Genomic DNA, 22,533 nt, shown 5'->3' with positions numbered 1-22,533 from the left:
AGCCTGTCAGCGCAATACTGGCAGGCTGGTGGTGGACTTGATCTCGGATAAAGCCACAATCGAATTAACCTCCTGAATCCCCGGCACCATCGACAGTTTCTCGAAGAAAAACCGCTCATACGCCTCGATGTCCGAGGTGACGATACGCAGCAGAAAGTCCACCGCCCCCATCAGCACATAACACTCCAGCACTTCCGGGAACCCGCGAATCGCATCGGTGAACTCGGTGAAGTTGGAGCGGCCGTGGGCGTTGAGTTTCACCTCGGCGAATATCTGCGTGTTGAGGCCGATCTTCTTGCGATCCAGCAAGGTCACCTGGCCACGAATCACGCCCTCTTCCTTGAGCCGTTGGATACGTCGCCAGCAAGGCGACTGGGACAGGCCGACCTGTTCGGCGATCTGCGCGCTGGAGAGAGAAGCGTCTTCTTGCAACAGGGCCAGGATACGGCGGTCGTAGGCGTCCAACTCGCTGTGCATATAAATACCCTCCATCGCACTTATTCTGAATTGATTGATTCGATTTTCGACAAATAAGGCCCATCTTAGATAAGAAATCTCCCGTCGCGAATGTAAAAATTTCTCCAGTCGAATCCGGAGCTTTCCCATGCATGCCGTCGAAACCAACCACCCCGCCACCCGCGTCGATGCGTGGGCCGTCAACAGCGCCCATTGCCAGGCCCATTACCACATCGTCGCCGAGGCGGAGCCCGACGTTGTGTGCCGGGTACTCAACTATTTCGCTCTGCAATTCCTCACGCCACAGCAGGTTACAGTCAACCGCGAAGAAGACCTGTTGAACATCGCCATCGTGATGGACGGCCTGAGCTGGCACCGCGCCCAGGTGATCGGTGAAAAGATTCGAAACCTGATCAGCGTGTGCACACTGGACGTGTGGTCGGCTGATTCCGTGGCGCCTCAGGCAGTGATGGCGGTTGCTCAGTAAGACCCTGCAATACACGCCGGGAGGAAGATATTCAGGGGCTGGCTAGCCTGGGATTTACGCACACTGCCCTCAGGAAAATCTCCATGCCGGTTGATCAACGATTGGAACTGCGTCAGCTGCTGCCGGCTTTGCTCGAAGGGCGAGTGATCACCCCGGAAGTTGCACAGCAGTTGTCGGCGCTGCCGGCCAGCAACACCTTGCATCCCCTGGAAAGCATCGCAGCCCTTGGCCCCAGTCTGGAAACCCTGACCGAATGGCTGGCCCAACATGCCGGGCAACCGTACCTGCGCATCGATCCGTTGAAGATCGATGTGGCGACGGTCGTGCCGCTGATGTCCCATGCGTTCGCCCAACGCCACGCCATCCTTGCAGTGGCGGTGGACGCGCAGACGGTCACCGTCGCCAGCGCCCAGCCCCACGTCACCAGTTGGGAAGCCGGGCTGGCGCAGGTGCTCAAGCGCTCGATCAAGCGTGTGGTTGCCAACCCCCATGACATAACGCGCTGTATCGGCGAGTTCTACCGGCTGGCGAAGTCCGTCAGCGGCGCCGATCAAAAAGTTGCGGCACCGGGCAACAACGAACTGCTCAACCTCGGCGCCAGCGACCAGGAGCCGGATGCCAACGACGCGCATATCGTCAACATCGTCGACTGGCTGTTGCAGTACGCTTTCGGCCAGCGTGCCAGCGATATCCACATTGAACCGTGCCGTGAACAGGGCCGTGTGCGCTTTCGCATCGACGGGTTGTTGCACGACGTCTATCAGTTCCCGCCCCAGGTCACGATGGCAGTCGTCAGCCGCCTCAAAAGCCTGGGCCGCATGAACGTGGCGGAAAAGCGCAGGCCCCAGGACGGCAGGGTCAAGACCAAAAGCCCGACCGGAGCAGAAGTGGAGCTGCGCCTGTCCACCTTGCCCACGGCATTTGGCGAAAAGCTGGTGATGCGGATCTTCGACCCACAGGTGCTGCTCAAGGGCTTTGACCAGCTTGGTTTATCGGTTGAGGACCAGCAACGCTGGCAAGCCATGACGAGCCAGACCAACGGCATCATCCTGGTCACCGGCCCTACCGGTTCAGGCAAGACCAGCACCCTCTACACCACGCTCAAGCAATTGGCCACGCGGGAAGTCAACCTGTGCACGGTGGAAGACCCGATCGAGATGGTCGAGCCGGCGTTCAACCAGATGCAGGTTCAGCACAATATCGACCTGACCTTCGCCAGCGGCATCCGCGCCCTGCTCCGCCAGGACCCGGACATCATCATGATCGGCGAGATCCGCGACCAGGAGACCGCCGAAATGGCGATCCAGGCTGCATTGACCGGGCACCTGGTGCTGTCGACCCTGCATACCAACGATGCGCCCAGCGCCATCAGCCGCCTGCAGGAGCTGGGCATTGCGCATTATTTGATCAAAGCCACCTTGCTCGGCGTAATGGCGCAGCGTTTGGTGCGGGTTCTGTGCCCCCACTGCAAGCGTGCGTTGGGTGACGCCCATGAAGCGGTCGGTTGCGTCGAATGTCGACACAGCGGTTATCAGGGGCGGGCCGGCGTTTACGAAATCATGGTTTTGAACGAAGCGCTCAGGACTTTGATCACGCCTGGGGCCGATGTGCAGGCCCTGCGCCAGGCAGCAGTGACTCACGGCATGCGCAGCTTGCGTATGGCCGGCATGCGGAAGGTCGCGGCGGGGCTCACCACGATGGCGGAAGTCTTGCGGGTGACTCCCGGGGATTCGGTAACAAATCCTTTGTTTGTTAAGCAGTGAAACCGTTCTTATCGGTGACAACACCGTTACAATCGCCCAACGTCGTTTCACTGACACCATCAGATAGGGAATCGCTATGCAGATCGGAACCGTACTGCTTCTTTTCGTGGGGCTGGCCATCGCCATCCTGTTCATGGGCTTCAAGGTGGTCCCCCAGGGCTACCAATGGACGGTCGAGCGTTTCGGCCGTTACACCAATACCCTCAAGCCTGGCTTGAACATCATCATCCCGGTCATGGACCGCATCGGTCGCAAGATCAACGTGATGGAAAGCGTACTGGATATCCCGCCCCAGGAAGTCATCACCGCCGACAACGCCACCGTGCAGATCGACGCCGTGTGCTTTTTCCAGGTGGTCAACACCGCCCAGGCCGCCTACGAGGTGAACAACCTCGAACACGCCATCCGCAACCTGCTGCAAACCAACATCCGTACCGTGCTCGGCTCCATGGAACTGGATGCCATGCTCAGCCAGCGTGACGGCATCAACGAAAAACTGCTGAAGACCGTGGACGAAGCCACCGCGCCATGGGGGATCAAGATCACCCGTATCGAGATCAAGGACATCAGCCCGCCCGCCGACCTGATGGCCGCGATGTCGGGCCAGATGAAAGCCGAACGGATCAAGCGTGCGCAGATCCTCGAAGCCGAGGGCCTGCGCGCCTCGGCGATCCTGACGGCCGAAGGCAAGAAGCAGGCACAGATTCTCGAGGCCGAAGGTAGCCGCCAGGCGGCGTTCCTTGAATCCGAAGCCCGTGAGCGTCAGGCCGAAGCCGAAGCCCGCGCCACACAGGTGGTATCGGAAGCAATCGCGTCGGGCAACGTGCAGGCGGTCAATTACTTCGTCGCACAGAAATACATCGACGCCCTGGGCAAGCTGGCTTCGGCCAACAACAGCAAGGTCATCCTGATGCCGCTGGAAGCCAGCCAGGTGATCGGCGCAGTTGGCGGTATCGGCGAGATCGTCAAGGCAACGTTCGACAACAAGAAAGGCTGAGGCCAGCGCCATGTGGGATTTCCTGCAGCATCTGTCGTTCTGGGATTGGCTGGCACTGGGCACGGTACTGCTGATTCTTGAGGTATTCGGCGCTGGCGGTTACCTGTTGTGGATGGGTATCGCCGCGGCGGCCGTGGGCGTGATCAAGTTTCTGGTGCCACCCCTGGGGCTGGAATGGCAACTCCTGCTGTTTGCCGTGTTGTCGATAATGACGGCGGTGTACTGGTGGAAACGTCAGCGCAGCAGCGCCAAGGCCAGCGACCAGCCGGGGCTCAACGAACGCGGCTCCGAGCTGATCGGCCGCACCTTCGTGGTGCACCAGGCGATTGTGGATGGCCGGGGCAAGGTGAAAGTCGGTGATGGCGTGTGGATGGTGACCGGCCCGGACAGCCCCGTAGGCGCTCAAGTACGGGTGGTTGGCCAGGAAGGCGTGGTGTTAAGGGTTGAAACTGTTTAGTCAGTGATGGAACTCGATTGGGCTAACTACAATCATAAAGTACAGATAACCCACCCGGAGTCACCCATCATGCGTCTCAAATATGCTGTCGCAACCCTTGCTGTGCTTTCCCTCCCTGTCGGATCAGCCATGGCCGACAGTTTCTGGCGCAATGTCATCTCGTCCGGCGCCACTACCGGCTCGACGTACCTGACCTTCAAGGACCACAAGCTGGTGGTCGCTGCACAAGACGACGCAGGCAGCTTCGTTGCCAGCGACGGCGGCATCCGTGGTCCATACCTGGAAGCAGCAATGCAGAAAGTTCGCGCTGACAACCCTGGTCTGCAGGCCACGGACATGGAGTTGGCCAACGCCATCCTTGCGAAAAATGCTGTCACCGAGTGATTCCATCGCTCTGAAAAATGCCGCTGTTGAAGCGGCATTTTTTTGTCCACGTTTTTCCCCGCGCATGACAATTCATTCACGGGCGACAGGCTATATTCAGTCAACCCGTGCAACCATGCCGGTACTGATACCTCGCTTACTCATCGCCAACCTGAAACGGATGCCTTCGTCGTCATGAGCCAACTGCCCTTCCTGCCGTTTTCCAAACCCACCATTGATGAAGCCACCATTGCAGCGGTCGGCGATGTACTGCGCTCGGGCTGGATCACCAGCGGGCCGAAGGTCCAGGCCTTCGAGGCGCAGTTGTCGGAGTACCTTGGCGGTCGGCCGGTGCGCACCTTCAATTCGGGCACCTGCACCATGGAGATTGCCTTGCGCATTGCCGGCATCGGTCCGGGCGATGAGGTCATCACCACGCCAATCTCTTGGGTGGCCACGGCCAACGTGATCCTGGAAGTGGGCGCTACGCCGGTGTTTGCCGATATTGACCCGGTGACCCGCAATATCGACCTGTCCCAGGTGGAAGCGGCGATTACCCCGCGCACCAAGGCGATCATCCCGGTCTACCTGGCCGGCCTGCCCCTGGATATGCCGATGCTGTATGCACTGGCGAACAAGTACAACCTGCGCATTATCGAAGATGCGGCGCAGGCGCTGGGTTCCAGCTGGGATGGCGAGCGTATTGGCGCCACCGGGGATTTTGTGTCGTTCAGTTTCCAGGCCAACAAGAACATCACCTCTTCCGAGGGCGGCTGCCTGGTGTTGAACAACGCCGAAGAGGCACGGCTGGCGGAAAAATACCGCCTGCAGGGCGTTACCCGCACCGGCTTCGACGGCCTCGACGTGGATGTATTGGGCGGCAAGTTCAACATGACCGACATCGCCGCCGCCATTGGCCTGGGGCAATTTGCCCATATCGAGCAGATCACTGCTCACCGCCAGAACCTGGCGCGGCACTACTTCAAATGCTTTGGCAGTGACTTTGAAGAGCAGTACGGCGCACAACTGCCGCCGGCAGACTTCGAGAACAGCAACTGGCACCTGTTTCAACTGGTGCTGCCGGAACGTCAAGACGGTCTGCCAGCCCGCGCCACCTTCATGGAGCAGATGCAGGCTCATGGCGTCGGCATTGGCTATCACTACCCGCCGATCCACCTGCTGAGCCTTTATCGGGCACAGGGGTTCAAGGAAGGCATGTTCCCGGTGGCGGAGAGAGTGGGACGTTTGATCGTGTCGTTGCCCATGTTTACGGCGATGACAGAGGCGGATGTGGAGCGGTCGGTGGCAGCCGTGAAGGCGGTTCTACAGCCCTGAAAACACATTGCGGGAGCCGTTTGACCGGCTCCCGCAACAGGATCACTCGCCGATGGCGGCTTTGTAGCCGGCAGCATCCAGCAATTTGTCCAGATCAGCCGGGTTGCTTGGCTTGAGCTTGAAGATCCAAGCGCCGTAGGGATCAGAGTTCAGCAGCTCCGGGCTACCACTCAGTTCTTCGTTGACGGCAATCACTTCGCCTGCAACCGGGGCGTAGATATCCGAGGCGGCCTTGACCGACTCAACCACACCCGCCTGGCCAGTCGCGTCAAACTGAGCGCCCACTTCGGCCAACTCAACAAACACCACATCACCCAACGCTTCCTGGGCATGGTCGGAAATACCGACGGTCACGGTGCCGTCAGCTTCCAGGCGTGCCCATTCGTGGCTTTCGGCAAAACGCAGGTCGGCAGGGATATCGCTCATAGTCTGTGTCCTCAAGAAGTAATGTCAGCGGCCTTCGGCCTGCCGGAAATAGGTTAGATCAAGGTTTTGCCATGGCGCACGAAGGTCGGTTTGACCACTCGAACCGGGTACCACTTGCCGCGGATTTCCACTTCGGCCCGATCAGCGGTTGCCGTCGGTACACGCGCCAGCGCAATGGATTTGCTCAGCGTAGGAGAGAAACTACCACTGGTGATCTCCCCTTCGCCAATATTGGCGATACGAACCACCTGGTGAGCACGCAAAACCCCGCGTTCTTCCAGCACCAGCCCGACCAGTTTGAACTGCACACCAGCTGCTTTTTCCGCTTCCAGTGCGGTGCGGCCAATGAAATTACGCTCGGCCGGTTCCCAGGCGATGCTCCAGGCCATATTCGACGCCAGGGGCGAAACCTCCTGGTGGATGTCCTGGCCGTACAGGTTCATGCCCGCTTCCAGGCGCAAGGTATCGCGGGCGCCGAGGCCGATGGGTGAAATACCAGCGCCCACCAGGTCATTGAAAAAGCCCGGTGCCTGATCGGCAGGCAGGACAATTTCCAGGCCGTCTTCGCCGGTGTACCCGGTACGTGCGATAAACCAGTCACCATCGGCGCGGCCTTCGAAGGGCTTGAGCTGGTGAATCAGGGTGCTGCGCGATTGAGTGACCAGCTCAGCGATCTTCTGCCGGGCGTGGGGGCCTTGGATGGCCAGCATCGCCAACTCGGCGCGCTCATGCAGTTGCACCTGATAGTCGCCCAGTTGCGCGTGCATCCAGGCCATATCCTGGTCGCGGGTGGCGGCGTTGACCACCAGCCGATAGGCGGCCTCGGTTCGGTAGACAATCATGTCGTCCACCACGCCGCCCTGCTCGTTGAGCATGGCGCTGTACAACGCACGGCCGCAGTCGTGCAGGCGTTCGACATCATTGGCCAGCAGGTGCTGCAGCCACTCCTTGGCCTGGGGGCCGCTGACATCGATCACGGTCATATGAGATACATCGAACACCCCGCAGTCGCGTCGCACCTGATGGTGCTCCTCAACTTGCGAGCCGTAGTGCAGAGGCATATCCCAACCGCCAAAATCGACCATTTTCGCGCCGAGGGCGAGATGCAGGTCATACAGAGGCGTACGCTGTCCCATGGGTTTCTCCTTCCGGGCTTGGCGAAGGTGCGCGGAGCTACTGTCCGCGCTGAACACCTTGATTCACAAGGCCTGCAGCCACGTCCAGCGACCCGCTCCAAAAGACGAAGCGCACCGAATGCCGCGCATTGTAGCCGCAAGCCGTAGGACTGGCACCTAACCGATTTGCCGTGCAGAGCGTCGGATGAGCCCGATCACGGGCAACAGGCCCACCAGCACCAGGGTCAACGCCGGCAAAGAGGCCCGTGCCCACTCGCCTTCGCTGGTCATTTCAAAGATCCGCACCGCCAGCGTGTCCCAGCCGAACGGGCGCATCAGCAAGGTGGCAGGCATTTCCTTGAGCACATCGACAAACACCAGGAGTGCTGCGCTCAACGTCCCCGGCAACAGCAACGGGAGATACACTTTGCAAAACAGTCGTGGACCACTGACGCCAAGACTGCGTGCAGCTTCCGGCAGGGACGGACGTATACGCGCCAGGCTGTTTTCCAACGGCCCATAGGCCACCGCCAGGAAACGCACCAGATACGCCAGCACCAACGCCGACAGGCTGCCCAGCAACAACGGCTTGCCCGCCCCGCCGAGCCAGCCGGACAGCGGCACCACCAGTTCACGGTCCAGATAGCTGAACGCCAACATGATCGATACCGCCAGCACCGAGCCCGGCAAGGCATAGCCGACGTTGGCCAGGCTGATACCGGAACGGATCGCCCGTGTCGGCGCCAGGCGGTTGGCGAACGCCAGTACCAGCGCCACGCTGACCGTGATCAAGGCCGCGATGCCGCCCAGGTAAAGCGTATGGAGGATCAGGCCCGAATAGCGCTCATCCAGATCGAAGCGGCCGCGCTGCCAGAACCAGGCCACCAGTTGCAGCATCGGGATGACAAACGCGCAGGCGAACACCAACCCGCACCAACTGCTGGCTGCGGCCGCCTTGACCCCGCGCAGGTGGTACAACGCCTTGCCCCGTGGCCGCTCATTGCCCGGCCGGCTGGCGCCGCGGGCGCGCCGCTCGCCGTACAGCACCAGCATCACCACCAGCAGCAACAGGCTGGCCAGTTGGGCGGCGCTGGAAAGACTGAAGAAGCCGTACCACGTCTTGTAGATGGCGGTGGTGAACGTATCGAAGTTGAACACCGAGACCGCGCCGAAATCCGCCAGGGTTTCCATCAACGCCAAGGCGACTCCAGCCCCAATCGCCGGGCGCGCCATGGGCAGAGCCACGTGCCAGAACGCTCGCCATGGCGATTGCCCGAGCACCCGCGCGGCCTCCATCAGGCCTTTGCCCTGGGCCAGGAATGCGGTGCGCGCCAATAGATAAACATAGGGATAGAACACCAGGACCAGAACGATGATCACACCGCCGGTGGAGCGCACCCGTGGCAGGCGCAGCCCGGTGCCGAACCATTCACGCAACAGGGTTTGCACGGGGCCGGAGAAGTCCAGCAGGCCGACAAATACAAAGGCCAGCACATAGGCAGGAATGGCGAACGGCAACATCAGTGCCCAATCGAGCCAGCGTCGTCCGGGGAATTCGCAGAGGCTGGTCAGCCAGGCCAGGCTGACGCCCAATAGGGTCACGCCAATGCCGACGCCCAGCACCAGGATGAGCGTGTTGCCCAGCAGGCGCGGCATCTGGGTTTCCCACAGGTGCGACCAGACCTGTGCATCGATACTTTGCCAGGACAGCAACAGCACGCTCAGCGGCAACAGCACCAGGGCGGCGACGGTAAAGACCGGCAGGTACCAGCGGCGTTGGGCGGGGTGGGCCAAAGTCAGCTCTCAATGAATGTCTTAAATTCAACTCAATCCAATGTGGGAGGGGGCTTGCGCCCGATGGCGGTGGATCTGTCCATGATGAGTGAACTGATATATCCCGCTATCGGGGACAAGCCCCCTCCCACATTTTGACCCGTAGTGTGTCAGTTCCAGCCGGCGCGATCCATCAACCGAATAGCCTCAGCCTGGCGCTTGCCCGCGACTTCCACCGGCAAGGTATCCGCGACGAACTTGCCCCACGTCGCCACTTCGGCTGACGGCGGCACCGCCGGGTTGGCCGGGAACTCCTGGTTCACGTCGGCAAAGATCTTCTGCGCCTCAGGCGTGGTCATCCACTCCACCAGCGCCTTGGCGGCTTCCGGATGCGGCGCGTGCTGGGTCAGGCCGATACCCGACAGGTTCACGTGCACGCCACGGTCACCCTGGTTCGGCCAGAACAGCTTCACGGCCAGGTCCGGCTTCTGCTTGTGCAGGCGGCCGTAGTAGTAGGTGTTGACGATACCCACGTCGCACTGCCCGGCGTTGATGGCTTCGAGCACGGCGATGTCATCGGAGAACACGTCGGTGGACAGGTTGTTGACCCAACCCTTGACGATCTCTTCGGTCTTGGCCGCGCCGTGGGTTTCGATCAGGGTGGCGGTCAGCGACTGGTTGTAGACCTTTTTCGCCGTACGCAGGCACAGGCGGCCTTCCCATTGTTTGTCGGCCAGGGCTTCGTAGGTGGTGAGGTCACCCGGTTTTACCCGGTCGGTGGAATAGGCGATGGTGCGTGCGCGCAGGCTCAAGCCGGTCCAGGTGTGTTTTGACGAGCGATATTGCAGGGGAATGTTCTTGTCGATCACCGGAGAGGTGAACGGTTGCAGGATACCCATCTGCTCGGCCTGCCAGAGGTTGCCGGCATCGACGGTGAGCAACAGGTCGGCGGTTGCGTTTGCGCCCTCGGCCTTGATGCGCTGCATCAGCGGCGCTTCCTTGTCGGTGATGAACTTGACCTGCACGCCGGTTTTTTGGGTGTAGGCGTCGAAGACCGGCTTGATCAGCTCATCGATACGCGAGGAGTAGACCACCACTTCGTCGGCGGCCTGCACGGTGGTGCTGCCGATCAGGGTGAGTGCCAGGGCAGTCAGGAGGCGTTTGGGTGCCAACATGGGTGCGGTCTCTCATTTGCAAAAAGAGGGCAAATGATAAGGACTCACATTTGGTAGCGCTCGGTGGAGGCGTTACCAGATGTTGCATGACGGATATTGCTTGTAGGCTGATGGCCTCATCGGGGGCAAGCCCCCACCCACAAGGGGTCGCATTTCAATACCAGGGTTTGGCAAGGTCCGGGAGATCGCCAGTCAGGCCGAGAGCCTGGCGTACGAACACGGCCTTGGCCTCGGGCATCTGGTCGACCATCTTCAGCCCGGCGTTGCGCAGCCAGCGCAGCGGTAGTTGATCGGCCTGGAACAACCGCTCAAAGCCCTCCATCGCCGCCATCAGCGCCAGGTTATGCGGCATGCGTCGACGCTCGTATCGGCTCAGCACCTTCACGTCCGCCAGGCGCTCGCCGCGCTCGGTCGCCGCCAACAAGACTTCAGCCAATGTCGCCGCATCAAGGAAGCCCAGGTTCACGCCCTGCCCCGCCAATGGGTGGATGACGTGGGCTGCGTCGCCGATCAATGCCAGGCCTTCGGCCACGTAGCGTTTGGCGTGGCGCTGACGCAACGGGACGCACACGCGCGGGTCGGCGCTCAGCACCGCACCAAGGCGCCCTTCAAAGGCGCGTTCCAGTTCACGGCAGAAACGTTCATCATCCAGCGCCATCAAGCGCTCGGACTCGGCCGGCGTGGTTGACCAGACGATCGAACACCAATCCTCATGCCCATCCCGCACCAGCGGCAAAAATGCCAGCGGGCCGGTATCGGTAAAGCGTTGCCACGCCGTACGCTGATGCGGCTGGCTGCTGCGCACGCTGGTAACGATGGCGTTATGCAGATAATCCCATTCGCGGGTGGCAGTGCCGGTCAGGCGGCGTACGGCGGAGTTGGCACCATCGGCGGCCACCACCAGCGGCGCGCGCAATTTGCGCCCGTCGGCCAGGGTCAGCAGCCAGTCATCGCCGGAGCGGCGCATCTGTTCCAGGCGCGCATTGGCCAGCAGGCCCAGGTCGCAGTCGTGCAGACGGTCGAGCAAGGCATCCTGCACCACGCGGTTCTCGACGATATGCCCGAGCACCTCGGCATGTACGCTGGCCGCCGAGAAGTGGATCTGCCCGGTGCCGCTGCCGTCCCACACCTGCATCTCGCCATAAGGGCTGGCGCGGCGCGACAGGATGCCGTCCCACACGCCCAGGCGTTCGAGGATGCGTTGGCTGGCAGCCGACAAGGCGCTCACGCGGGGTTCAAACGCCGCGTCACGGTCGAACGGCTTGACGCTCAGCGGGCTGCCGTCGAGCAGCAGCACCTGCAGGCCGCTGCCCTGCAATGCCAGCGCCAGGGCGCTTCCGACCATTCCGGCCCCGACAATCAGCACATCTGCGCGCATATCCATGCTTTAAGCCTGTCTCACTGGCGGCTTGCGCCGCACGTAAAGGGTTTTGTCGACCCGCGCCACCAGGGTGCCGGAGCCGTCATGAATCTGCACCTCGAGGTGGGGCAGGTACTTCTCGCCACCTTCGGTGTGTCGACGGATCTCGTCCAGCAAGGTCTCGTCGATGGAGAATTCGGCATACACCGGACCTTTGCCGGGCGAAATGAAATCGATACTCGCAGCCTTGTCCCACACGATGTAGTCGCGGCCCAGGTTCTCCATCAGCATCAACATGTAGAACGGGTCAACCATCGAGTACAGGCTGCCGCCGAATTGCGTGCCGACATAGTTGCGGTTGTACCAGCCCAGGCCCATGCGCACTTTGACGTGACGAAAATCGGCGCTCATGTGCTGCACGCTGACCCCCGCGCCCAGATACGGCGGGTACAGGGTCATGATCCAACGCAACAACCGCGCCTTGCCCAGACGCGCGATCAACCACTTACGCATCGGGGCGCGTGCCCAGGCCCATGGCCTGCCGGGCGAACCAGCGCTTGGCCGGCGGCAACAGGTCCAGGCCCAGCAAACCCAGGTTGCGCCCCACCGCGACCAACGGTTGGGCGCTGGCAAACAGGCGGGTGACCTGGTCGGAGAAGCCCACGGTCAGGCTCTGGTCCAGGCGCTGGCGCTCGCGATAGCCCTGCAAGGTGGCTAAATCACCCGGCACCTGCGGCCCGGCCAGCAAGGCCTCGGCCAGGGCATTCGCGTCACGCAGGGACAGGTTGAAGCCTTGCCCGGCAATCGGGTGCAGGCTGTGGGCGGCATTGCCAAGGATCGCCAGGTGCGAACGCACCTGCTCCTCGGCTTCCACCAGCGTCAGCGGATACAGGTGGCGGGCACCGACCTGCTTGAGGGTGCCCAGGCGATAGCCGAACACACCCTGCAATTCACTCAGGAAACTGCGCTCATCGAGACTGGCCAGGCGCTGCGCATCCATGCCGATGCGGGTCCAGACCAGCGCGCAGCGGTTGTCTGGCAGCGGCAGCAAGGCCATCGGGCCTTCATCGGTGAAGCGCTCGAACGCCTCGCCGTTGTGGGCTTCGCTGGGGGTGATGTTGGCGATCAGCGCGCTCTGATTGTACGGGCGGGTTTTCACGCCAATGCCCAATTGCTCGCGCAGGCCGGAGCGGCCGCCGTCGGCCAGTACGGCAAGATCACACTCCAGCACGGTTTCATCATTGAGGGTCAGGCGGTAGCCATCGGGCAGCGGCTCCATGCGTGTGACCTCGGCCGGGCAACGCCAGCTGACCACGTCTTTGTCCAGGCCTTGCCACAGGCATTGGCCCAGCCAGGCGTTTTCCACCACGTAGCCGAGGGCCGGCACGCCCTCCTCCATCGCGGACAGACGTGCAGTGGAGAAACGCCCACGGTCGGACACATGGATCTGCTTGATCGGCTCGGCGCGGCGGGAAATGTCCTGCCACAGGCCCAGGCGCTGATAGATCTGCCGGGCGCCGAAGGACAGCGCCGACGAACGTGCATCGTAGCTCGGCTGGTAGCTGTCGCCCGGCGCGAAGGGTTCGATCAGCACGATCTTCCAGCCACGGGCCCTGGCCCCGGCCTGCAACGCCAGTGCCAGGCTGGCACCCACCAGGCCGCCGCCGATGATCGCCAGGTTAACCCGGCTCATCGGGCAGCCGCCATCAGCGCTTCGATGTCGGCGACGGTCTTGGGCACACCGCCGGTCAGGATTTCACAGCCTTGCTTGGTCACTACCACGTCGTCCTCGATGCGTACGCCAATGCCACGCCATTTCTTTGCCACGTTCTGGTTGTCCGGCGAAATGTAGATCCCCGGCTCCACGGTCAACGCCATGCCGACTTCCAGCACACGCCATTCACCGCCCACTTTGTATTCGCCCACATCATGTACATCCATGCCCAGCCAATGGCCGGCGCGGTGCATGTAAAACGCCTTATAGGCTTCGCTGGCGATCAGTTCGTCGACGTCACCCTGCAACAATCCCAGCTTGACCAACCCGGCGGTGATGACGTGCACGGTCGCCTCATGGGCCTGGTTCCAATGCTTGTCCGGGGCGATCTCGGCGAAGGCCGCTTCCTGGGAGGCCAGCACAATCTCGTAGATCGCCTTTTGTTCCGGCGAGAACTTGCCATTGACCGGCCAGGTGCGGGTGATGTCGCTGGCATAGCAGTCGATCTCGCAACCGGCGTCGATCAGCACCAGGTCGCCGTCCTTGAGCACCGCGTCATTCTGCTGGTAATGCAGGATGCAGCTGTTGCGCCCGGCAGCGACGATGGAGCCATAGGCCGGCATTTTTGCGCCGCCCTTGCGAAACTCGTAATCAAGCTCGGCTTCCAGGCTGAACTCATACAGCCCGGCCCGGCTGGCCTGCATCGCCTTCACGTGGGCCGCGCAGGAGATTCGCGCCGCCTCGCGCATCACTTTCACTTCCGCCGCCGATTTATACAGGCGCATGTCGTGCAACAGATGATCCAGCGCAACGAATTCGTTCGGTGGCTGGGCGCCCAGGTGGGCTTTGGAGCGGATCACGTTGATCCATTCCATCAGGTGCCGGTCGAACTCCGCATTGCTGCCCATGGCCGAGTACACCCGGTCGCGGCCTTCGATGAGGCCGGGCAGGATGTCGTCGATATCGGTGATGGGGAAGGCATCGTCGGCGCCAAAGTCACGGATTGCGCCTTCGGTGCCGGCGCGCAGGCCGTCCCACAGTTCGCGTTCGGCGTTGCGTTCGCGGCAGAACAGCACGTACTCGCCGTGCTGGCGACCGGGCATCAGCACGATCACCGCTTCCGGCTCGGGGAAGCCGCTCAGGTACTGGAAGTCGCTGTCCTGGCGGTAGACGTGCTCGACATCACGGTTGCGGATCGCCACGGCGGCGGCCGGCAGGATCGCGATGCTGTTGGGTTCCATCTGCGCCATGAGCGCCTTGCGGCGCCGGGTGTATTCCGCTTTCGGGATATGGATCATGGGCAGATGGGTTTCCTTTCTTAGTGCAGCGACGGCTTGGGTGCAGCCGGCTCAGCCGATTTTTTGGTCTCGGTGAACAGCAGCAGCGGCGCGACGCGCAGGTATTCCATCACTTCCATGTAGTCGCCCTCACCGTCTTCGGACTCTTCCAGGGCGTCTTGCACCTGGGAGATGGCTGCCAGGTCCTGCAGCACTTCCTTGGCGTCGGTGCTCAGTTCCAGGCCGCCGGCGTTCACGCCGAAGCCGTGGAGGAAGCCCTGGCACCATTGGCCCAGTGCGGCGGCACGCTCGGTAAGCGGCGCGTCGTCGGTCGGCAGCAGCAGGACCACGGTGACGTCATCACCGGTCAGCTCGCCCTTGACCATCTCTTGCAGGCCGATCAGCGCGTTGCGCACGTTGTCGGTCGGTTCGGTTTCCAGCAGCTCGGCCACGTCGGCCAGCCAGTTGTCGGCATCAAAGCCGACGCCGGTACAGCTACGGCCCAGCAACACGCCGTGCAGTTCGGCTGGTGAGCAGGGGTGGCCGCTGGCGCTCAGCAGTTTGGAGAAAGCATCGTACGGGGAGTTCTGAATAGGCATGGTGAGCTAGGCGCCAGACGGCGCAATGTCTAGAATGGAGCGCTGTATCCTAGCACCGGCAGACGTACCAAGACTATCAAGGGCGTCAGATCGTTTATCCTGCAGTTGCCATTCATCAGACAAATCCAGTGGAACCCAATGGAAGACACCGACCTGCAAGCGCTGATGGCCAGACTCGAATTGCTAATTACTCGGGTCGAGCAACTTAAGAGTCAAAACGGACTCCTATTAGCTCAGGAAAAGACCTGGCGCGAGGAACGCGCTCACCTCATTGAAAAAAACGAAATCGCCCGGCGTAAGGTCGAATCGATGATTTCGCGCCTGAAGGCCCTGGAGCAAGACTCATGAGTTCAAGCAATAGCGTCACCGTGCAGATCCTCGACAAAGAATATTCGATCATCTGCCCCCAGGAAGAGCGCAACAACCTGGTGAGCGCCGCCCGCTACCTGGATGGCAAGATGCGTGAAATCCGCAGCAGCGGCAAAGTCATCGGCGCTGACCGCATCGCCGTGATGGCCGCCCTGAACATTACCCACGATCTGCTGCATAAGCAGGAACGCCCTGACGTGCAGGCCAGCGGCTCGACGCGTGAGCAGGTGCGTGACTTGCTGGAACGTGTCGATCTGGTGCTTTCCAGCGACCCGGAAGCACCCAAGGGCTGATTGCCGCGACGGTTTAAGGTATACTCGCCCCACTCCCTGGCGTGTTTGCCAGTCGGCGATGTCCCTGAGCCGATTCGCACTACCCTGGAAGTTGCACGTTGGGCTGGTGTGCATGTCCGCTAGACGGAAAGCCTTAAAGCCTACTGCATCTTCCACCTTGAACTTTCGGGTTCAAGGGCTAAGTCGACAGCGGCTCTGTCGGGGAGCCTGAATTCCCAAACTCAATGCCAGTCTCCGGACTGGCATTGTTTTATGAGCCGAAACCATGACCGAACCTGCGCCGCTTTCCCGTCCGCAACTTCGACGCATGTTGCGCAAAGCCCGCCGCGCCCTCACGCCGAGCGAGCAGCGCAAGGCCGCCCAGGGCCTGTATCGGCAACTGGCACAGCATCCGCTGTTTCGCCGGGCCAAGCATATTTCTTTGTATCTACCGACGGACGGTGAAATCGATCCGCGCTTGCTGCTGCGTGCAGCACAGCGCCGGGGCAAAGCCACCTACCTGCCGGTACTCAGCGCCTGGCCCCGCACCAAGATGGTGTTTCAACGGGTGAGACCTGGGGAAAAGCTGCTGCCCAATCGCTTTCGCATCCTGGAACCACGGGGGAATATCAGCCGCCAACGCAACATCTGGGCGCTGGACCTGGTGCTGCTGCCGTTGGTGGGGTTCGATGATGTCGGCGGACGCCTGGGCATGGGTGGCGGGTTCTACGACCGCAGCCTGGCTTATCTGGCGCGCCGCCGGAGCTGGCGCAAGCCAACACTGCTGGGCCTGGCCCATGAATGTCAGAAGGTCGGTCGATTGGCACAGGCAAGCTGGGATGTGCCGTTGGCGGGCACCGTCACCGATAAGCATTGGTATATTGCGAAGACGCCACTGGAGTCAGCGGCGCCTTGAAGAAGGGTCAGCGCTTGAACGGTTGCGGCTGCTGCTGAGCCAGTTCAACGGGCGCATCGGTCTTGTTCGACCACAAGCTTTGGGCATACCCGGTGGTCACGACGCCCAGACCAAACAAAATCACCAAAATCCATAGTAAATCCGGTTTACGTTGCATCGATTGCCCCCCTTCAGGCATCTCGTACACGATGACAACAACGTTCCAAAGTAGTCCGTTGCAGCTGCGTCAAGCTTTAAAAGCCGGCATTCTGCGGTAACGTGAACCAACACGCAAACCTTGGCGCCAACCGACTGTCGGTTTGTCATTAAATTGCAGGACAACTTGCCCACTGCTTATTTCAGGAGCCCGAAAATGGCCTATTGGCTGATGAAATCCGAGCCCGACGAACTCTCCATCAAAGGCCTGGAAAAACTCGGCGAAGCCCGCTGGGACGGGGTGCGCAATTACCAGGCGCGTAACTTCCTGCGGGCCATGGCGGTGGGTGACGAGTTTTTCTTCTATCACTCCAGTTGCCCGGAGCCGGGTATTGCCGGCATCGGCAAAATCATCGAGGCGGCCTATCCGGACCCCACCGCGCTGGAGCCCGAAAGCCACTACTTCGACGCCAAGGCCAGCCCGGAAAAAAATCCGTGGAGCGCGATCAACGTCGCCCATGTCCAGACCTTTCCCAAGGTGCTCGGCCTGGGCTATCTCAAACAGCAAACGGCCCTTGCCGAATTGCCTCTGGTGCAAAAAGGCAGCCGGCTTTCGGTGATGCCCGTCACGCCCGAGCAATGGGCCGCCGTCATCAAGTTGATTTGACTGACCGGCGTCAACGCCGCACCGGGGCAAACCGCTCACACTAGGACGCTAACGCCGCAGGAAGCAGCCATGTCGACGAACCACCACACCTCCCGCCTATTCGCCGTTGCCCTCATCGCCCTGTTGCTGGGTGCCGGCGGCTTCGGTTATTGGCGCTCCACCCAGGACCGCCTGCCCGAAGGCCTGAGCATGGGCAATGGGCGCCTGGAATCCACCGAAGTGCAGATCGCTGCCAAGATCCCCGGGCGCCTGGCCGAAGTGCGGGTAGACGAAGGCGATAAGGTGCTCAAAGGCCAACTGCTCGCGCGCATGGACACCCGCACCCTCGAAGCCCAACGCGCCCAGGCCGAGGCCGAAGTGCTGCGCGCCAAGGAAAACTTCGCCGCTGCCGAGGCCAACGTACAACTGCGCCAGAGCGAACAATTGCTGGCCAACCAGGAACTCAAGCGCACCCAGGAGCTGTACAAGCGCGGCTTCGCCAGCAGCCAGTTGATCGACCAGCAGCAAGCCCGGCAGAACACCGGCAACGCCGCGGTGACTGCCGCCCAGGCCCAGGTCAATTCGGTGAAAGCCGCGATTGGCGCCGCCCAGGCCCAGGTCGCCCAGCTCACCAGCGAGATCGACGACAGCAGCCTGCGCGCGCCCATCGACGGAATCATCCAGCTGCGCCTGGCCGAGCCCGGCGAAGTGCTCGGCGCGGGTGGCCGCGTGCTGCTACTGATCGATCCTAATGATCAGTACATGAACCTCTACCTGCCCGCTTCCGTGAGCGGCCGCCTCACCGTCGGCAGCGACGCACGCATCCTGCTCGACGCCCTGCCCGACCAGCCGCTGCCGGCCAGGATCAGCTTCGTCGCCGCCAAATCCCAGTTCACCCCCAAGGAAGTGGAAACCCGCGACGAACGCCAGAAACTGGTGTTCCGCGTCAAACTGCGCCTGACCCAACCCAGCGCCGTGCCCCAGGCCAAACCGGGCATGCCCGGCGCCGGTTATGTGCGCACGGCTGACATTGACTGGCCGGCCAACCTGCAATGACCGCCCTGGCGCTGCAGGCCACGGGGATCCATCATCGCTACGGCAAGCAACAGGCCCTGGTTGATATCGCTTTCAGCCTGCCGGCTGGTACGCGCTGCGGGTTGATCGGCCCGGATGGCGCAGGCAAGTCGAGCCTCCTGGGCTTGATCGCCGGGGTTAAAAAGCTCCAGGACGGCCAGTTGCAGGTGCTCGGCGGCGCCATCGAAGATCGCCGCCACCGCAACAGCCTGTACCCGCGCATTGCCTTTATGCCCCAGGGTTTGGGCGGCAACCTGTACCCCGAGCTGTCCATCAGCGAAAACATCCGCTTTTTTGCCACGCTGTTCGGCCTGTCCCAAGCCGATTGCGACCAGCGCATGCACAACCTGCTGCTGGCCACCGACCTCGCGCGTTTCGCCGAACGCCCGGCGGGCAAGCTCTCCGGCGGCATGAAGCAGAAGCTCGGTTTGTGCTGCGCGCTGATCCACGACCCGGACCTGCTGATCCTCGACGAACCCACCACCGGCGTCGATCCGCTGTCACGTCGGCGCTTCTGGGAACTGGTCGACAGCGTACGCAGCGAACGCCCGCAACTGACGCTGCTGGTGGCCACGGCCTACATGGAAGAGGCCGAGCAGTTCGAACACTGCCTGATGCTCGATCGCGGCAAGCTGATCGCCGATGGCCTGAGCAGCGACTTGGCCGCCGCGACACCCAGCGGCAAGCTGGACGAAGCCTTCACCCACTTCCAGGGTGACAGCGCTCACGACAACCAGCCGCTGGTGATCCCGCCGAGGCAAAGCGACAACACCGATATAGCCATCGAGGCCCATGACCTGACCCTGCGTTTTGGCGATTTCACCGCAGTGAACAAGGTCAGCTTCGCCATTGGTCGCGGCGAGATCTTCGGTTTCCTCGGCTCCAACGGCTGCGGCAAGACCACCACCATGAAAGTCCTCACCGGGCTGATGCCGGCCACCGAGGGCAGCGCGACGCTGCTGGGCAACCCGGTGAACGCCAAGGACCTGGCCACCCGCAAGCGCGTGGGATTCATGTCGCAAAGCTTCTCGCTGTACGGCGAACTCAGCGTGCGCCAGAACCTGGTGCTGCATGCGCAACTGTTCGACCTGCCCAAGGCGGACAGCGGCCCGCGCATCGATGAGCTGATCCAGCGTTTCGACCTCGGTGACGTCGCCGAGCAACCGTCCGGCGAGCTGCCCTTGGGCCTGCGCCAGCGCTTGTCATTGGCGGTGGCGGTGCTGCATCGTCCGGAAGTGCTGATTCTCGACGAGCCCACCTCGGGCGTCGACCCGGCCGCGCGGGATGACTTCTGGCGATTGCTGATCGAGCTGTCCCGCGAGCAAGGCGTGACCATCTTCCTGTCCACCCACTTCATGAACGAAGCCCAGCGCTGCGACCGCATCTCCCTGATGCACGCGGGCAAGGTGCTGGCCTGCGATACGCCGGATGCGCTGCAACAGCAATTCCACGGCGATACGTTGGAAGCGGCGTTCGTCACCTGCCTGGAGCACGCCCAGGGCGAAGCCGAGCCTACCGTGCCCGCCAAGACTGTCAGCGAAACCAGCACACCGCCCATGAGTAAACGTGGGTTCAGCCTGGCCCGCCTGGTGGCCGTGGCCAGCCGCGAAGGCAAGGAACTGCTGCGCGACAGAGTGCGCATGGCCTTCGCCCTGCTGGGGGCGATGTTCATGATGGTGATCTTCGGCTATGGCATTTCCCTGGATGTGGAAAACCTCGCCTTCGCCGTCTACGACCAGGACCAGACGCCGCAAAGCCGCGCCTACCTGGAGGCGTTTCGCAGTTCGCGCTATTTCGCCGAGCAAGCGCCGATCCAGGACTCGACTGAACTGCACCGGCGCCTGCAACGTTCAGAAATCAAACTGGCCCTGGAGATCCCGCCGGGTTTTGGTCGCGATCTCTATGCCGGCCGCCAGCCTACGGTGGCCGCGTGGCTGGACGGCGGCATGCCGTTTCGCGCGGAAACCAGCCGTAACTATGTCGAGGCCGTGCATCAGGAGAACCTGCAGCAACTGGCCGAACTGAGCAGCCTGCCGCGCAACACCCCGGCCGCCGCCAGGCTGGAAACGCGCTTTCGCTATAACCAGGACGTGGTCAGCGTGAATGCCATCGGCCCCGGCGTGATGGCGCTGATCCTGGCATTTATCCCGGCCATGCTCACCGCGCTCGGCATCGTGCGCGAAAAGGAGCTGGGCTCGATCACCAACTTCTACGCCACGCCGCTGACCCGACTGGAGTTCCTGCTAGGCAAACAGGCACCGTACCTGGCCGTGAGCCTGGTCAACCTGGCGGTATTGGTGGCGATGAACCGCTGGCTGTTCGGCGTCCCCTTCAAGGGCAGCGCCCTCACCCTGGCGTTCGGCGGCCTGCTCTACGTGCTGGCGACCACCAGCATGGGCCTGCTGATTTCGGCCTTCACCCGTACGCAGATCGCGGCGATCCTCGGCACCATGATCATCACCAGCTTGCCGACGATCCAGTTCTCCGGGCTGATCGTGCCGCGCTCGTCCCTGGAGGGCGCGGCAGCCTTGATGGGTATGCTGTTTCCGGCGGGGCACTTCCTGGATATTGCCGTGGGCACCTTCACCAAGGCCCTGGACCTGCGCCAGTTGTGGCCCCAGTGCCTGGCGCTGTTCGGGTTCTTCGTCGGGTTTACCGGGCTGAGCCTGGTCATGCTCAAGAAGCAGGAGGCCTGATGCATAAGTTCGCGCACATTCTGCGGCTGGGAATCAAGGAACTGACCAGCCTGCGCCACGACAGCGTATTGCTGCTGTTTCTGTTCTACGCCTTCACCGTCGCCATCTATATGCCCGCCGCCGGTTCGGTGATCGGTGTGCACAATGCCAGCGTAGCGTTTGTCGATGAAGACCACAGCGCCCTCTCACGGCAGATGGCCGAAGCGCTGCAACCGCCCGAATTCCAGGCGCCTGCACCGTTGGCCTATGACCAATTGGACAGGGTCATGGACAGCGGCAAGTACACCTTCGTAATCAATGTGCCGGCGAACTTCCAGGCTGACCTGTTGGCGGGGCGCCAGCCGGGGGTGCAGGTGAATGTGGATGCCACGGCGATGAGCCAGGCGTTCATGGGGGCGGGCTACATCGGGCGGATTTTCCAGCGGGAACTGCTGACCTACAGCGGACAAGCCGATGCCGCCAGCAGGGCACCCGCGCAGCTCACTACCCGGGCGCTGTTCAACACCAATCTGGAGGGCGGCTGGTTCCTGGCGGTGATCCAGATCGTCAACAACATCACCATCCTCGCCATTATCCTCACCGGCACTGCCCTGCTGCGTGAGCGTGAACACGGCACCCTCGACCACCTGCTGGTGCTGCCGCTGACGGCGCTGGAAATCATGCTGGCAAAAATCTGGAGCAACATGCTGGTGGTGGTGCTGTGCACCTGGCTGTCGCTGGAGGTGGTGGTCAGAGGCTTGCTCGGTGTACCACTGGCCGGATCGCTGGGGTTATTCCTGTTCGTGACAGCGCTGTACCTGTTTGCCAGCACGGCGCTGGGGATTTTCCTCGCCACGCTCGCCCGTTCGACGCCGCAATTCGGCCTGCTGGCAATTCCGGTGATTATCCCGATGCTGTTGCTCTCAGGCGGCAGTACGCCGCTGGACAGCATGCCCGAGTGGTTGCAGTGGGTGATGCAGGGGTCGCCGTCGACGCATTTTGTGAGTTTGAGTGCGGCGATTCTGTTTCGTGATGCGGGGGTGAGCGTGGTGTGGCCGGACTTGCTGGCGCTGGCGGGGATTGGGTTGGTGTTTTTTGTGGTGGCGTTGGCGCGGTTCAGGAAGAGCCTGGCGTCCTGAGGCGCCTGTA

General features: G+C 62.0%; 24 protein-coding genes and 1 other RNA gene. 14 read left to right on the top strand and 11 right to left on the bottom strand.

The window, feature by feature from the left end; all coding sequences use genetic code 11:
• Nucleotides 1-6: 6 nt before the first annotated feature.
• Nucleotides 7-477 carry an Lrp/AsnC family transcriptional regulator gene (locus BM026_RS02010; protein WP_010207358.1) on the bottom strand — a complete coding sequence of 157 codons (471 nt, stop codon included), beginning with the start codon at nt 475-477 and terminating at the stop codon, nt 7-9.
• 127 nt (nt 478-604) lie between these two features.
• On the opposite strand from BM026_RS02010, the gene BM026_RS02005 reads away from it, so the two are divergent.
• The 6 genes from BM026_RS02005 (at nt 605) to BM026_RS01980 (ending at nt 5,858) form a co-directional block, all read left to right on the top strand.
• A complete protein-coding gene (locus BM026_RS02005; RefSeq protein WP_092241787.1) occupies nt 605-943 on the top strand; it encodes a hypothetical protein in 339 nt (112 codons plus the stop codon).
• Between the two features lie 83 nt (nt 944-1,026).
• The gene (locus tag BM026_RS02000) at nt 1,027-2,706 is read left to right on the top strand and encodes a GspE/PulE family protein (RefSeq protein ID WP_092241784.1); all 1,680 of its coding nucleotides are present in this window, start codon (nt 1,027-1,029) and stop codon (nt 2,704-2,706) included.
• Between the two features lie 76 nt (nt 2,707-2,782).
• Entirely contained in the window at nt 2,783-3,703 is a 921-nt protein-coding gene (locus BM026_RS01995; protein WP_010207363.1) for an SPFH domain-containing protein, read from the top strand.
• 10 nt (nt 3,704-3,713) lie between these two features.
• Nucleotides 3,714-4,160, top strand: coding sequence for an NfeD family protein (locus BM026_RS01990; RefSeq protein WP_071490443.1), 447 nt, complete (start codon nt 3,714-3,716; stop codon nt 4,158-4,160).
• A 69-nt stretch (nt 4,161-4,229) separates the two neighbouring features.
• On the top strand, nt 4,230-4,544 hold the full coding sequence (locus BM026_RS01985; protein ID WP_003176799.1) for a DUF2388 domain-containing protein: 315 nt from the start codon (nt 4,230-4,232) through the stop codon (nt 4,542-4,544).
• 174 nt (nt 4,545-4,718) lie between these two features.
• The gene (locus BM026_RS01980) at nt 4,719-5,858 is read left to right on the top strand and encodes a DegT/DnrJ/EryC1/StrS family aminotransferase (RefSeq protein WP_092241782.1); all 1,140 of its coding nucleotides are present in this window, start codon (nt 4,719-4,721) and stop codon (nt 5,856-5,858) included.
• A 42-nt stretch (nt 5,859-5,900) separates the two neighbouring features.
• Here BM026_RS01980 and gcvH read toward each other — a convergent pair whose 3' ends face one another.
• From gcvH to BM026_RS01935, 9 genes are all read right to left on the bottom strand, one after another.
• Nucleotides 5,901-6,284 (bottom strand): glycine cleavage system protein GcvH, encoded by a 384-nt coding sequence (gene gcvH, locus BM026_RS01975; protein WP_071490445.1) that lies wholly within the window; start codon nt 6,282-6,284, stop codon nt 5,901-5,903.
• 53 nt (nt 6,285-6,337) lie between these two features.
• A complete protein-coding gene (gcvT, locus tag BM026_RS01970) occupies nt 6,338-7,420 on the bottom strand; it encodes a glycine cleavage system aminomethyltransferase GcvT (protein ID WP_071490446.1) in 1,083 nt (360 codons plus the stop codon).
• Between the two features lie 156 nt (nt 7,421-7,576).
• Nucleotides 7,577-9,193: an ABC transporter permease gene (locus BM026_RS01965; RefSeq protein ID WP_092241776.1), complete on the bottom strand. Its 1,617-nt coding sequence runs from the start codon at nt 9,191-9,193 to the stop codon at nt 7,577-7,579.
• A gap of 149 nt (nt 9,194-9,342) precedes the next feature.
• Nucleotides 9,343-10,347, bottom strand: a complete 1,005-nt coding sequence (locus BM026_RS01960; RefSeq protein ID WP_071490448.1) for an extracellular solute-binding protein — start codon at nt 10,345-10,347, stop codon at nt 9,343-9,345.
• Nucleotides 10,348-10,501: 154 nt separating this feature from the next.
• On the bottom strand, nt 10,502-11,725 hold the full coding sequence (locus tag BM026_RS01955; RefSeq protein WP_175507927.1) for a 2-octaprenyl-3-methyl-6-methoxy-1,4-benzoquinol hydroxylase: 1,224 nt from the start codon (nt 11,723-11,725) through the stop codon (nt 10,502-10,504).
• A gap of 9 nt (nt 11,726-11,734) precedes the next feature.
• A complete protein-coding gene (locus BM026_RS01950) occupies nt 11,735-12,220 on the bottom strand; it encodes a DUF4442 domain-containing protein (RefSeq protein ID WP_092241773.1) in 486 nt (161 codons plus the stop codon).
• Nucleotides 12,213-13,400: a 2-octaprenyl-6-methoxyphenyl hydroxylase gene (gene ubiH / locus BM026_RS01945; protein ID WP_093120501.1), complete on the bottom strand. Its 1,188-nt coding sequence runs from the start codon at nt 13,398-13,400 to the stop codon at nt 12,213-12,215. The genes BM026_RS01950 and ubiH overlap by 8 nt, the downstream gene beginning before the upstream one ends.
• The gene (gene pepP / locus BM026_RS01940; protein WP_071490452.1) at nt 13,397-14,719 is read right to left on the bottom strand and encodes a Xaa-Pro aminopeptidase; all 1,323 of its coding nucleotides are present in this window, start codon (nt 14,717-14,719) and stop codon (nt 13,397-13,399) included. Before pepP ends, ubiH begins: the two co-directional genes overlap by 4 nt.
• A gap of 20 nt (nt 14,720-14,739) precedes the next feature.
• Nucleotides 14,740-15,297 carry a YecA/YgfB family protein gene (locus tag BM026_RS01935; RefSeq protein WP_058426458.1) on the bottom strand — a complete coding sequence of 186 codons (558 nt, stop codon included), beginning with the start codon at nt 15,295-15,297 and terminating at the stop codon, nt 14,740-14,742.
• 138 nt (nt 15,298-15,435) lie between these two features.
• On the opposite strand from BM026_RS01935, the gene BM026_RS01930 reads away from it, so the two are divergent.
• The 4 genes from BM026_RS01930 to BM026_RS01915 all read left to right on the top strand — a co-directional run bounded on the left by BM026_RS01930 (nt 15,436) and on the right by BM026_RS01915 (nt 16,854).
• Entirely contained in the window at nt 15,436-15,645 is a 210-nt protein-coding gene (locus BM026_RS01930; protein WP_007982902.1) for a TIGR02449 family protein, read from the top strand.
• Complete coding sequence (locus BM026_RS01925; RefSeq protein ID WP_058426457.1) at nt 15,642-15,959, top strand: cell division protein ZapA; 318 nt, start codon at nt 15,642-15,644, stop codon at nt 15,957-15,959. Before BM026_RS01930 ends, BM026_RS01925 begins: the two co-directional genes overlap by 4 nt.
• Nucleotides 15,960-15,989: 30 nt before the next feature.
• Nucleotides 15,990-16,168: non-coding RNA, 6S RNA (gene ssrS / locus BM026_RS01920), on the top strand.
• 56 nt (nt 16,169-16,224) lie between these two features.
• Nucleotides 16,225-16,854 (top strand): 5-formyltetrahydrofolate cyclo-ligase, encoded by a 630-nt coding sequence (locus BM026_RS01915; RefSeq protein ID WP_093527200.1) that lies wholly within the window; start codon nt 16,225-16,227, stop codon nt 16,852-16,854.
• A 7-nt stretch (nt 16,855-16,861) separates the two neighbouring features.
• Here the strand turns inward: BM026_RS01915 and BM026_RS29120 are convergent, their stop codons facing one another.
• Nucleotides 16,862-17,011, bottom strand: a complete 150-nt coding sequence (locus BM026_RS29120; RefSeq protein ID WP_010207387.1) for a hypothetical protein — start codon at nt 17,009-17,011, stop codon at nt 16,862-16,864.
• A 195-nt stretch (nt 17,012-17,206) separates the two neighbouring features.
• Here BM026_RS29120 and BM026_RS01905 point away from each other — a divergent pair, with 195 nt between their 5' ends.
• From BM026_RS01905 to BM026_RS01890, 4 genes are all read left to right on the top strand, one after another.
• Nucleotides 17,207-17,656 carry an EVE domain-containing protein gene (locus BM026_RS01905; RefSeq protein WP_093120496.1) on the top strand — a complete coding sequence of 150 codons (450 nt, stop codon included), beginning with the start codon at nt 17,207-17,209 and terminating at the stop codon, nt 17,654-17,656.
• A gap of 69 nt (nt 17,657-17,725) precedes the next feature.
• Entirely contained in the window at nt 17,726-18,691 is a 966-nt protein-coding gene (locus BM026_RS01900) for an HlyD family secretion protein (RefSeq protein WP_093527198.1), read from the top strand.
• Nucleotides 18,688-21,405, top strand: coding sequence for a ribosome-associated ATPase/putative transporter RbbA (rbbA, locus tag BM026_RS01895; RefSeq protein ID WP_093527196.1), 2,718 nt, complete (start codon nt 18,688-18,690; stop codon nt 21,403-21,405). The genes BM026_RS01900 and rbbA overlap by 4 nt, the downstream gene beginning before the upstream one ends.
• The gene (locus BM026_RS01890; RefSeq protein WP_092241763.1) at nt 21,405-22,523 is read left to right on the top strand and encodes an ABC transporter permease; all 1,119 of its coding nucleotides are present in this window, start codon (nt 21,405-21,407) and stop codon (nt 22,521-22,523) included. The genes rbbA and BM026_RS01890 overlap by 1 nt, the downstream gene beginning before the upstream one ends.
• Nucleotides 22,524-22,533: the final 10 nt, after the last annotated feature.

Origin of the sequence: Pseudomonas sp. NFPP24 (genome assembly GCF_900112095.1) — a bacterium.
Taxonomy (GTDB): Bacteria; Pseudomonadota; Gammaproteobacteria; order Pseudomonadales; family Pseudomonadaceae; genus Aquipseudomonas; species Aquipseudomonas extremorientalis.
This window is presented reverse-complemented; position numbering and strand designations above follow the sequence as displayed.

What these genes read in the sequence shown, in the direction of transcription:
- ubiH (WP_093120501.1), bottom strand. Translation starts at nt 13,400, where the DNA reads ATGAGCCGGGTTAACCTGGCGATCATCGGCGGCGGCCTGGTGGGTGCC.
- BM026_RS01955 (WP_175507927.1), bottom strand. Translation starts at nt 11,725, where the DNA reads ATGCGCGCAGATGTGCTGATTGTCGGGGCCGGAATGGTCGGAAGCGCC.
- BM026_RS01905 (WP_093120496.1), top strand. Translation starts at nt 17,207, where the DNA reads ATGGCCTATTGGCTGATGAAATCCGAGCCCGACGAACTCTCCATCAAA.
- BM026_RS02005 (WP_092241787.1), top strand. Translation starts at nt 605, where the DNA reads ATGCATGCCGTCGAAACCAACCACCCCGCCACCCGCGTCGATGCGTGG.
- BM026_RS02010 (WP_010207358.1), bottom strand. Translation starts at nt 477, where the DNA reads ATGCACAGCGAGTTGGACGCCTACGACCGCCGTATCCTGGCCCTGTTG.
- BM026_RS01960 (WP_071490448.1), bottom strand. Translation starts at nt 10,347, where the DNA reads ATGTTGGCACCCAAACGCCTCCTGACTGCCCTGGCACTCACCCTGATC.
- BM026_RS01900 (WP_093527198.1), top strand. Translation starts at nt 17,726, where the DNA reads ATGTCGACGAACCACCACACCTCCCGCCTATTCGCCGTTGCCCTCATC.
- BM026_RS01915 (WP_093527200.1), top strand. Translation starts at nt 16,225, where the DNA reads ATGACCGAACCTGCGCCGCTTTCCCGTCCGCAACTTCGACGCATGTTG.
- BM026_RS01935 (WP_058426458.1), bottom strand. Translation starts at nt 15,297, where the DNA reads ATGCCTATTCAGAACTCCCCGTACGATGCTTTCTCCAAACTGCTGAGC.
- BM026_RS01925 (WP_058426457.1), top strand. Translation starts at nt 15,642, where the DNA reads ATGAGTTCAAGCAATAGCGTCACCGTGCAGATCCTCGACAAAGAATAT.
- pepP (WP_071490452.1), bottom strand. Translation starts at nt 14,719, where the DNA reads ATGATCCATATCCCGAAAGCGGAATACACCCGGCGCCGCAAGGCGCTC.
- BM026_RS01930 (WP_007982902.1), top strand. Translation starts at nt 15,436, where the DNA reads ATGGAAGACACCGACCTGCAAGCGCTGATGGCCAGACTCGAATTGCTA.
- BM026_RS01990 (WP_071490443.1), top strand. Translation starts at nt 3,714, where the DNA reads ATGTGGGATTTCCTGCAGCATCTGTCGTTCTGGGATTGGCTGGCACTG.
- BM026_RS29120 (WP_010207387.1), bottom strand. Translation starts at nt 17,011, where the DNA reads ATGCAACGTAAACCGGATTTACTATGGATTTTGGTGATTTTGTTTGGT.
- gcvT (WP_071490446.1), bottom strand. Translation starts at nt 7,420, where the DNA reads ATGGGACAGCGTACGCCTCTGTATGACCTGCATCTCGCCCTCGGCGCG.
- rbbA (WP_093527196.1), top strand. Translation starts at nt 18,688, where the DNA reads ATGACCGCCCTGGCGCTGCAGGCCACGGGGATCCATCATCGCTACGGC.
- BM026_RS01980 (WP_092241782.1), top strand. Translation starts at nt 4,719, where the DNA reads ATGAGCCAACTGCCCTTCCTGCCGTTTTCCAAACCCACCATTGATGAA.
- BM026_RS01890 (WP_092241763.1), top strand. Translation starts at nt 21,405, where the DNA reads ATGCATAAGTTCGCGCACATTCTGCGGCTGGGAATCAAGGAACTGACC.
- BM026_RS01995 (WP_010207363.1), top strand. Translation starts at nt 2,783, where the DNA reads ATGCAGATCGGAACCGTACTGCTTCTTTTCGTGGGGCTGGCCATCGCC.
- gcvH (WP_071490445.1), bottom strand. Translation starts at nt 6,284, where the DNA reads ATGAGCGATATCCCTGCCGACCTGCGTTTTGCCGAAAGCCACGAATGG.
- BM026_RS01985 (WP_003176799.1), top strand. Translation starts at nt 4,230, where the DNA reads ATGCGTCTCAAATATGCTGTCGCAACCCTTGCTGTGCTTTCCCTCCCT.
- BM026_RS02000 (WP_092241784.1), top strand. Translation starts at nt 1,027, where the DNA reads ATGCCGGTTGATCAACGATTGGAACTGCGTCAGCTGCTGCCGGCTTTG.
- BM026_RS01950 (WP_092241773.1), bottom strand. Translation starts at nt 12,220, where the DNA reads ATGCGTAAGTGGTTGATCGCGCGTCTGGGCAAGGCGCGGTTGTTGCGT.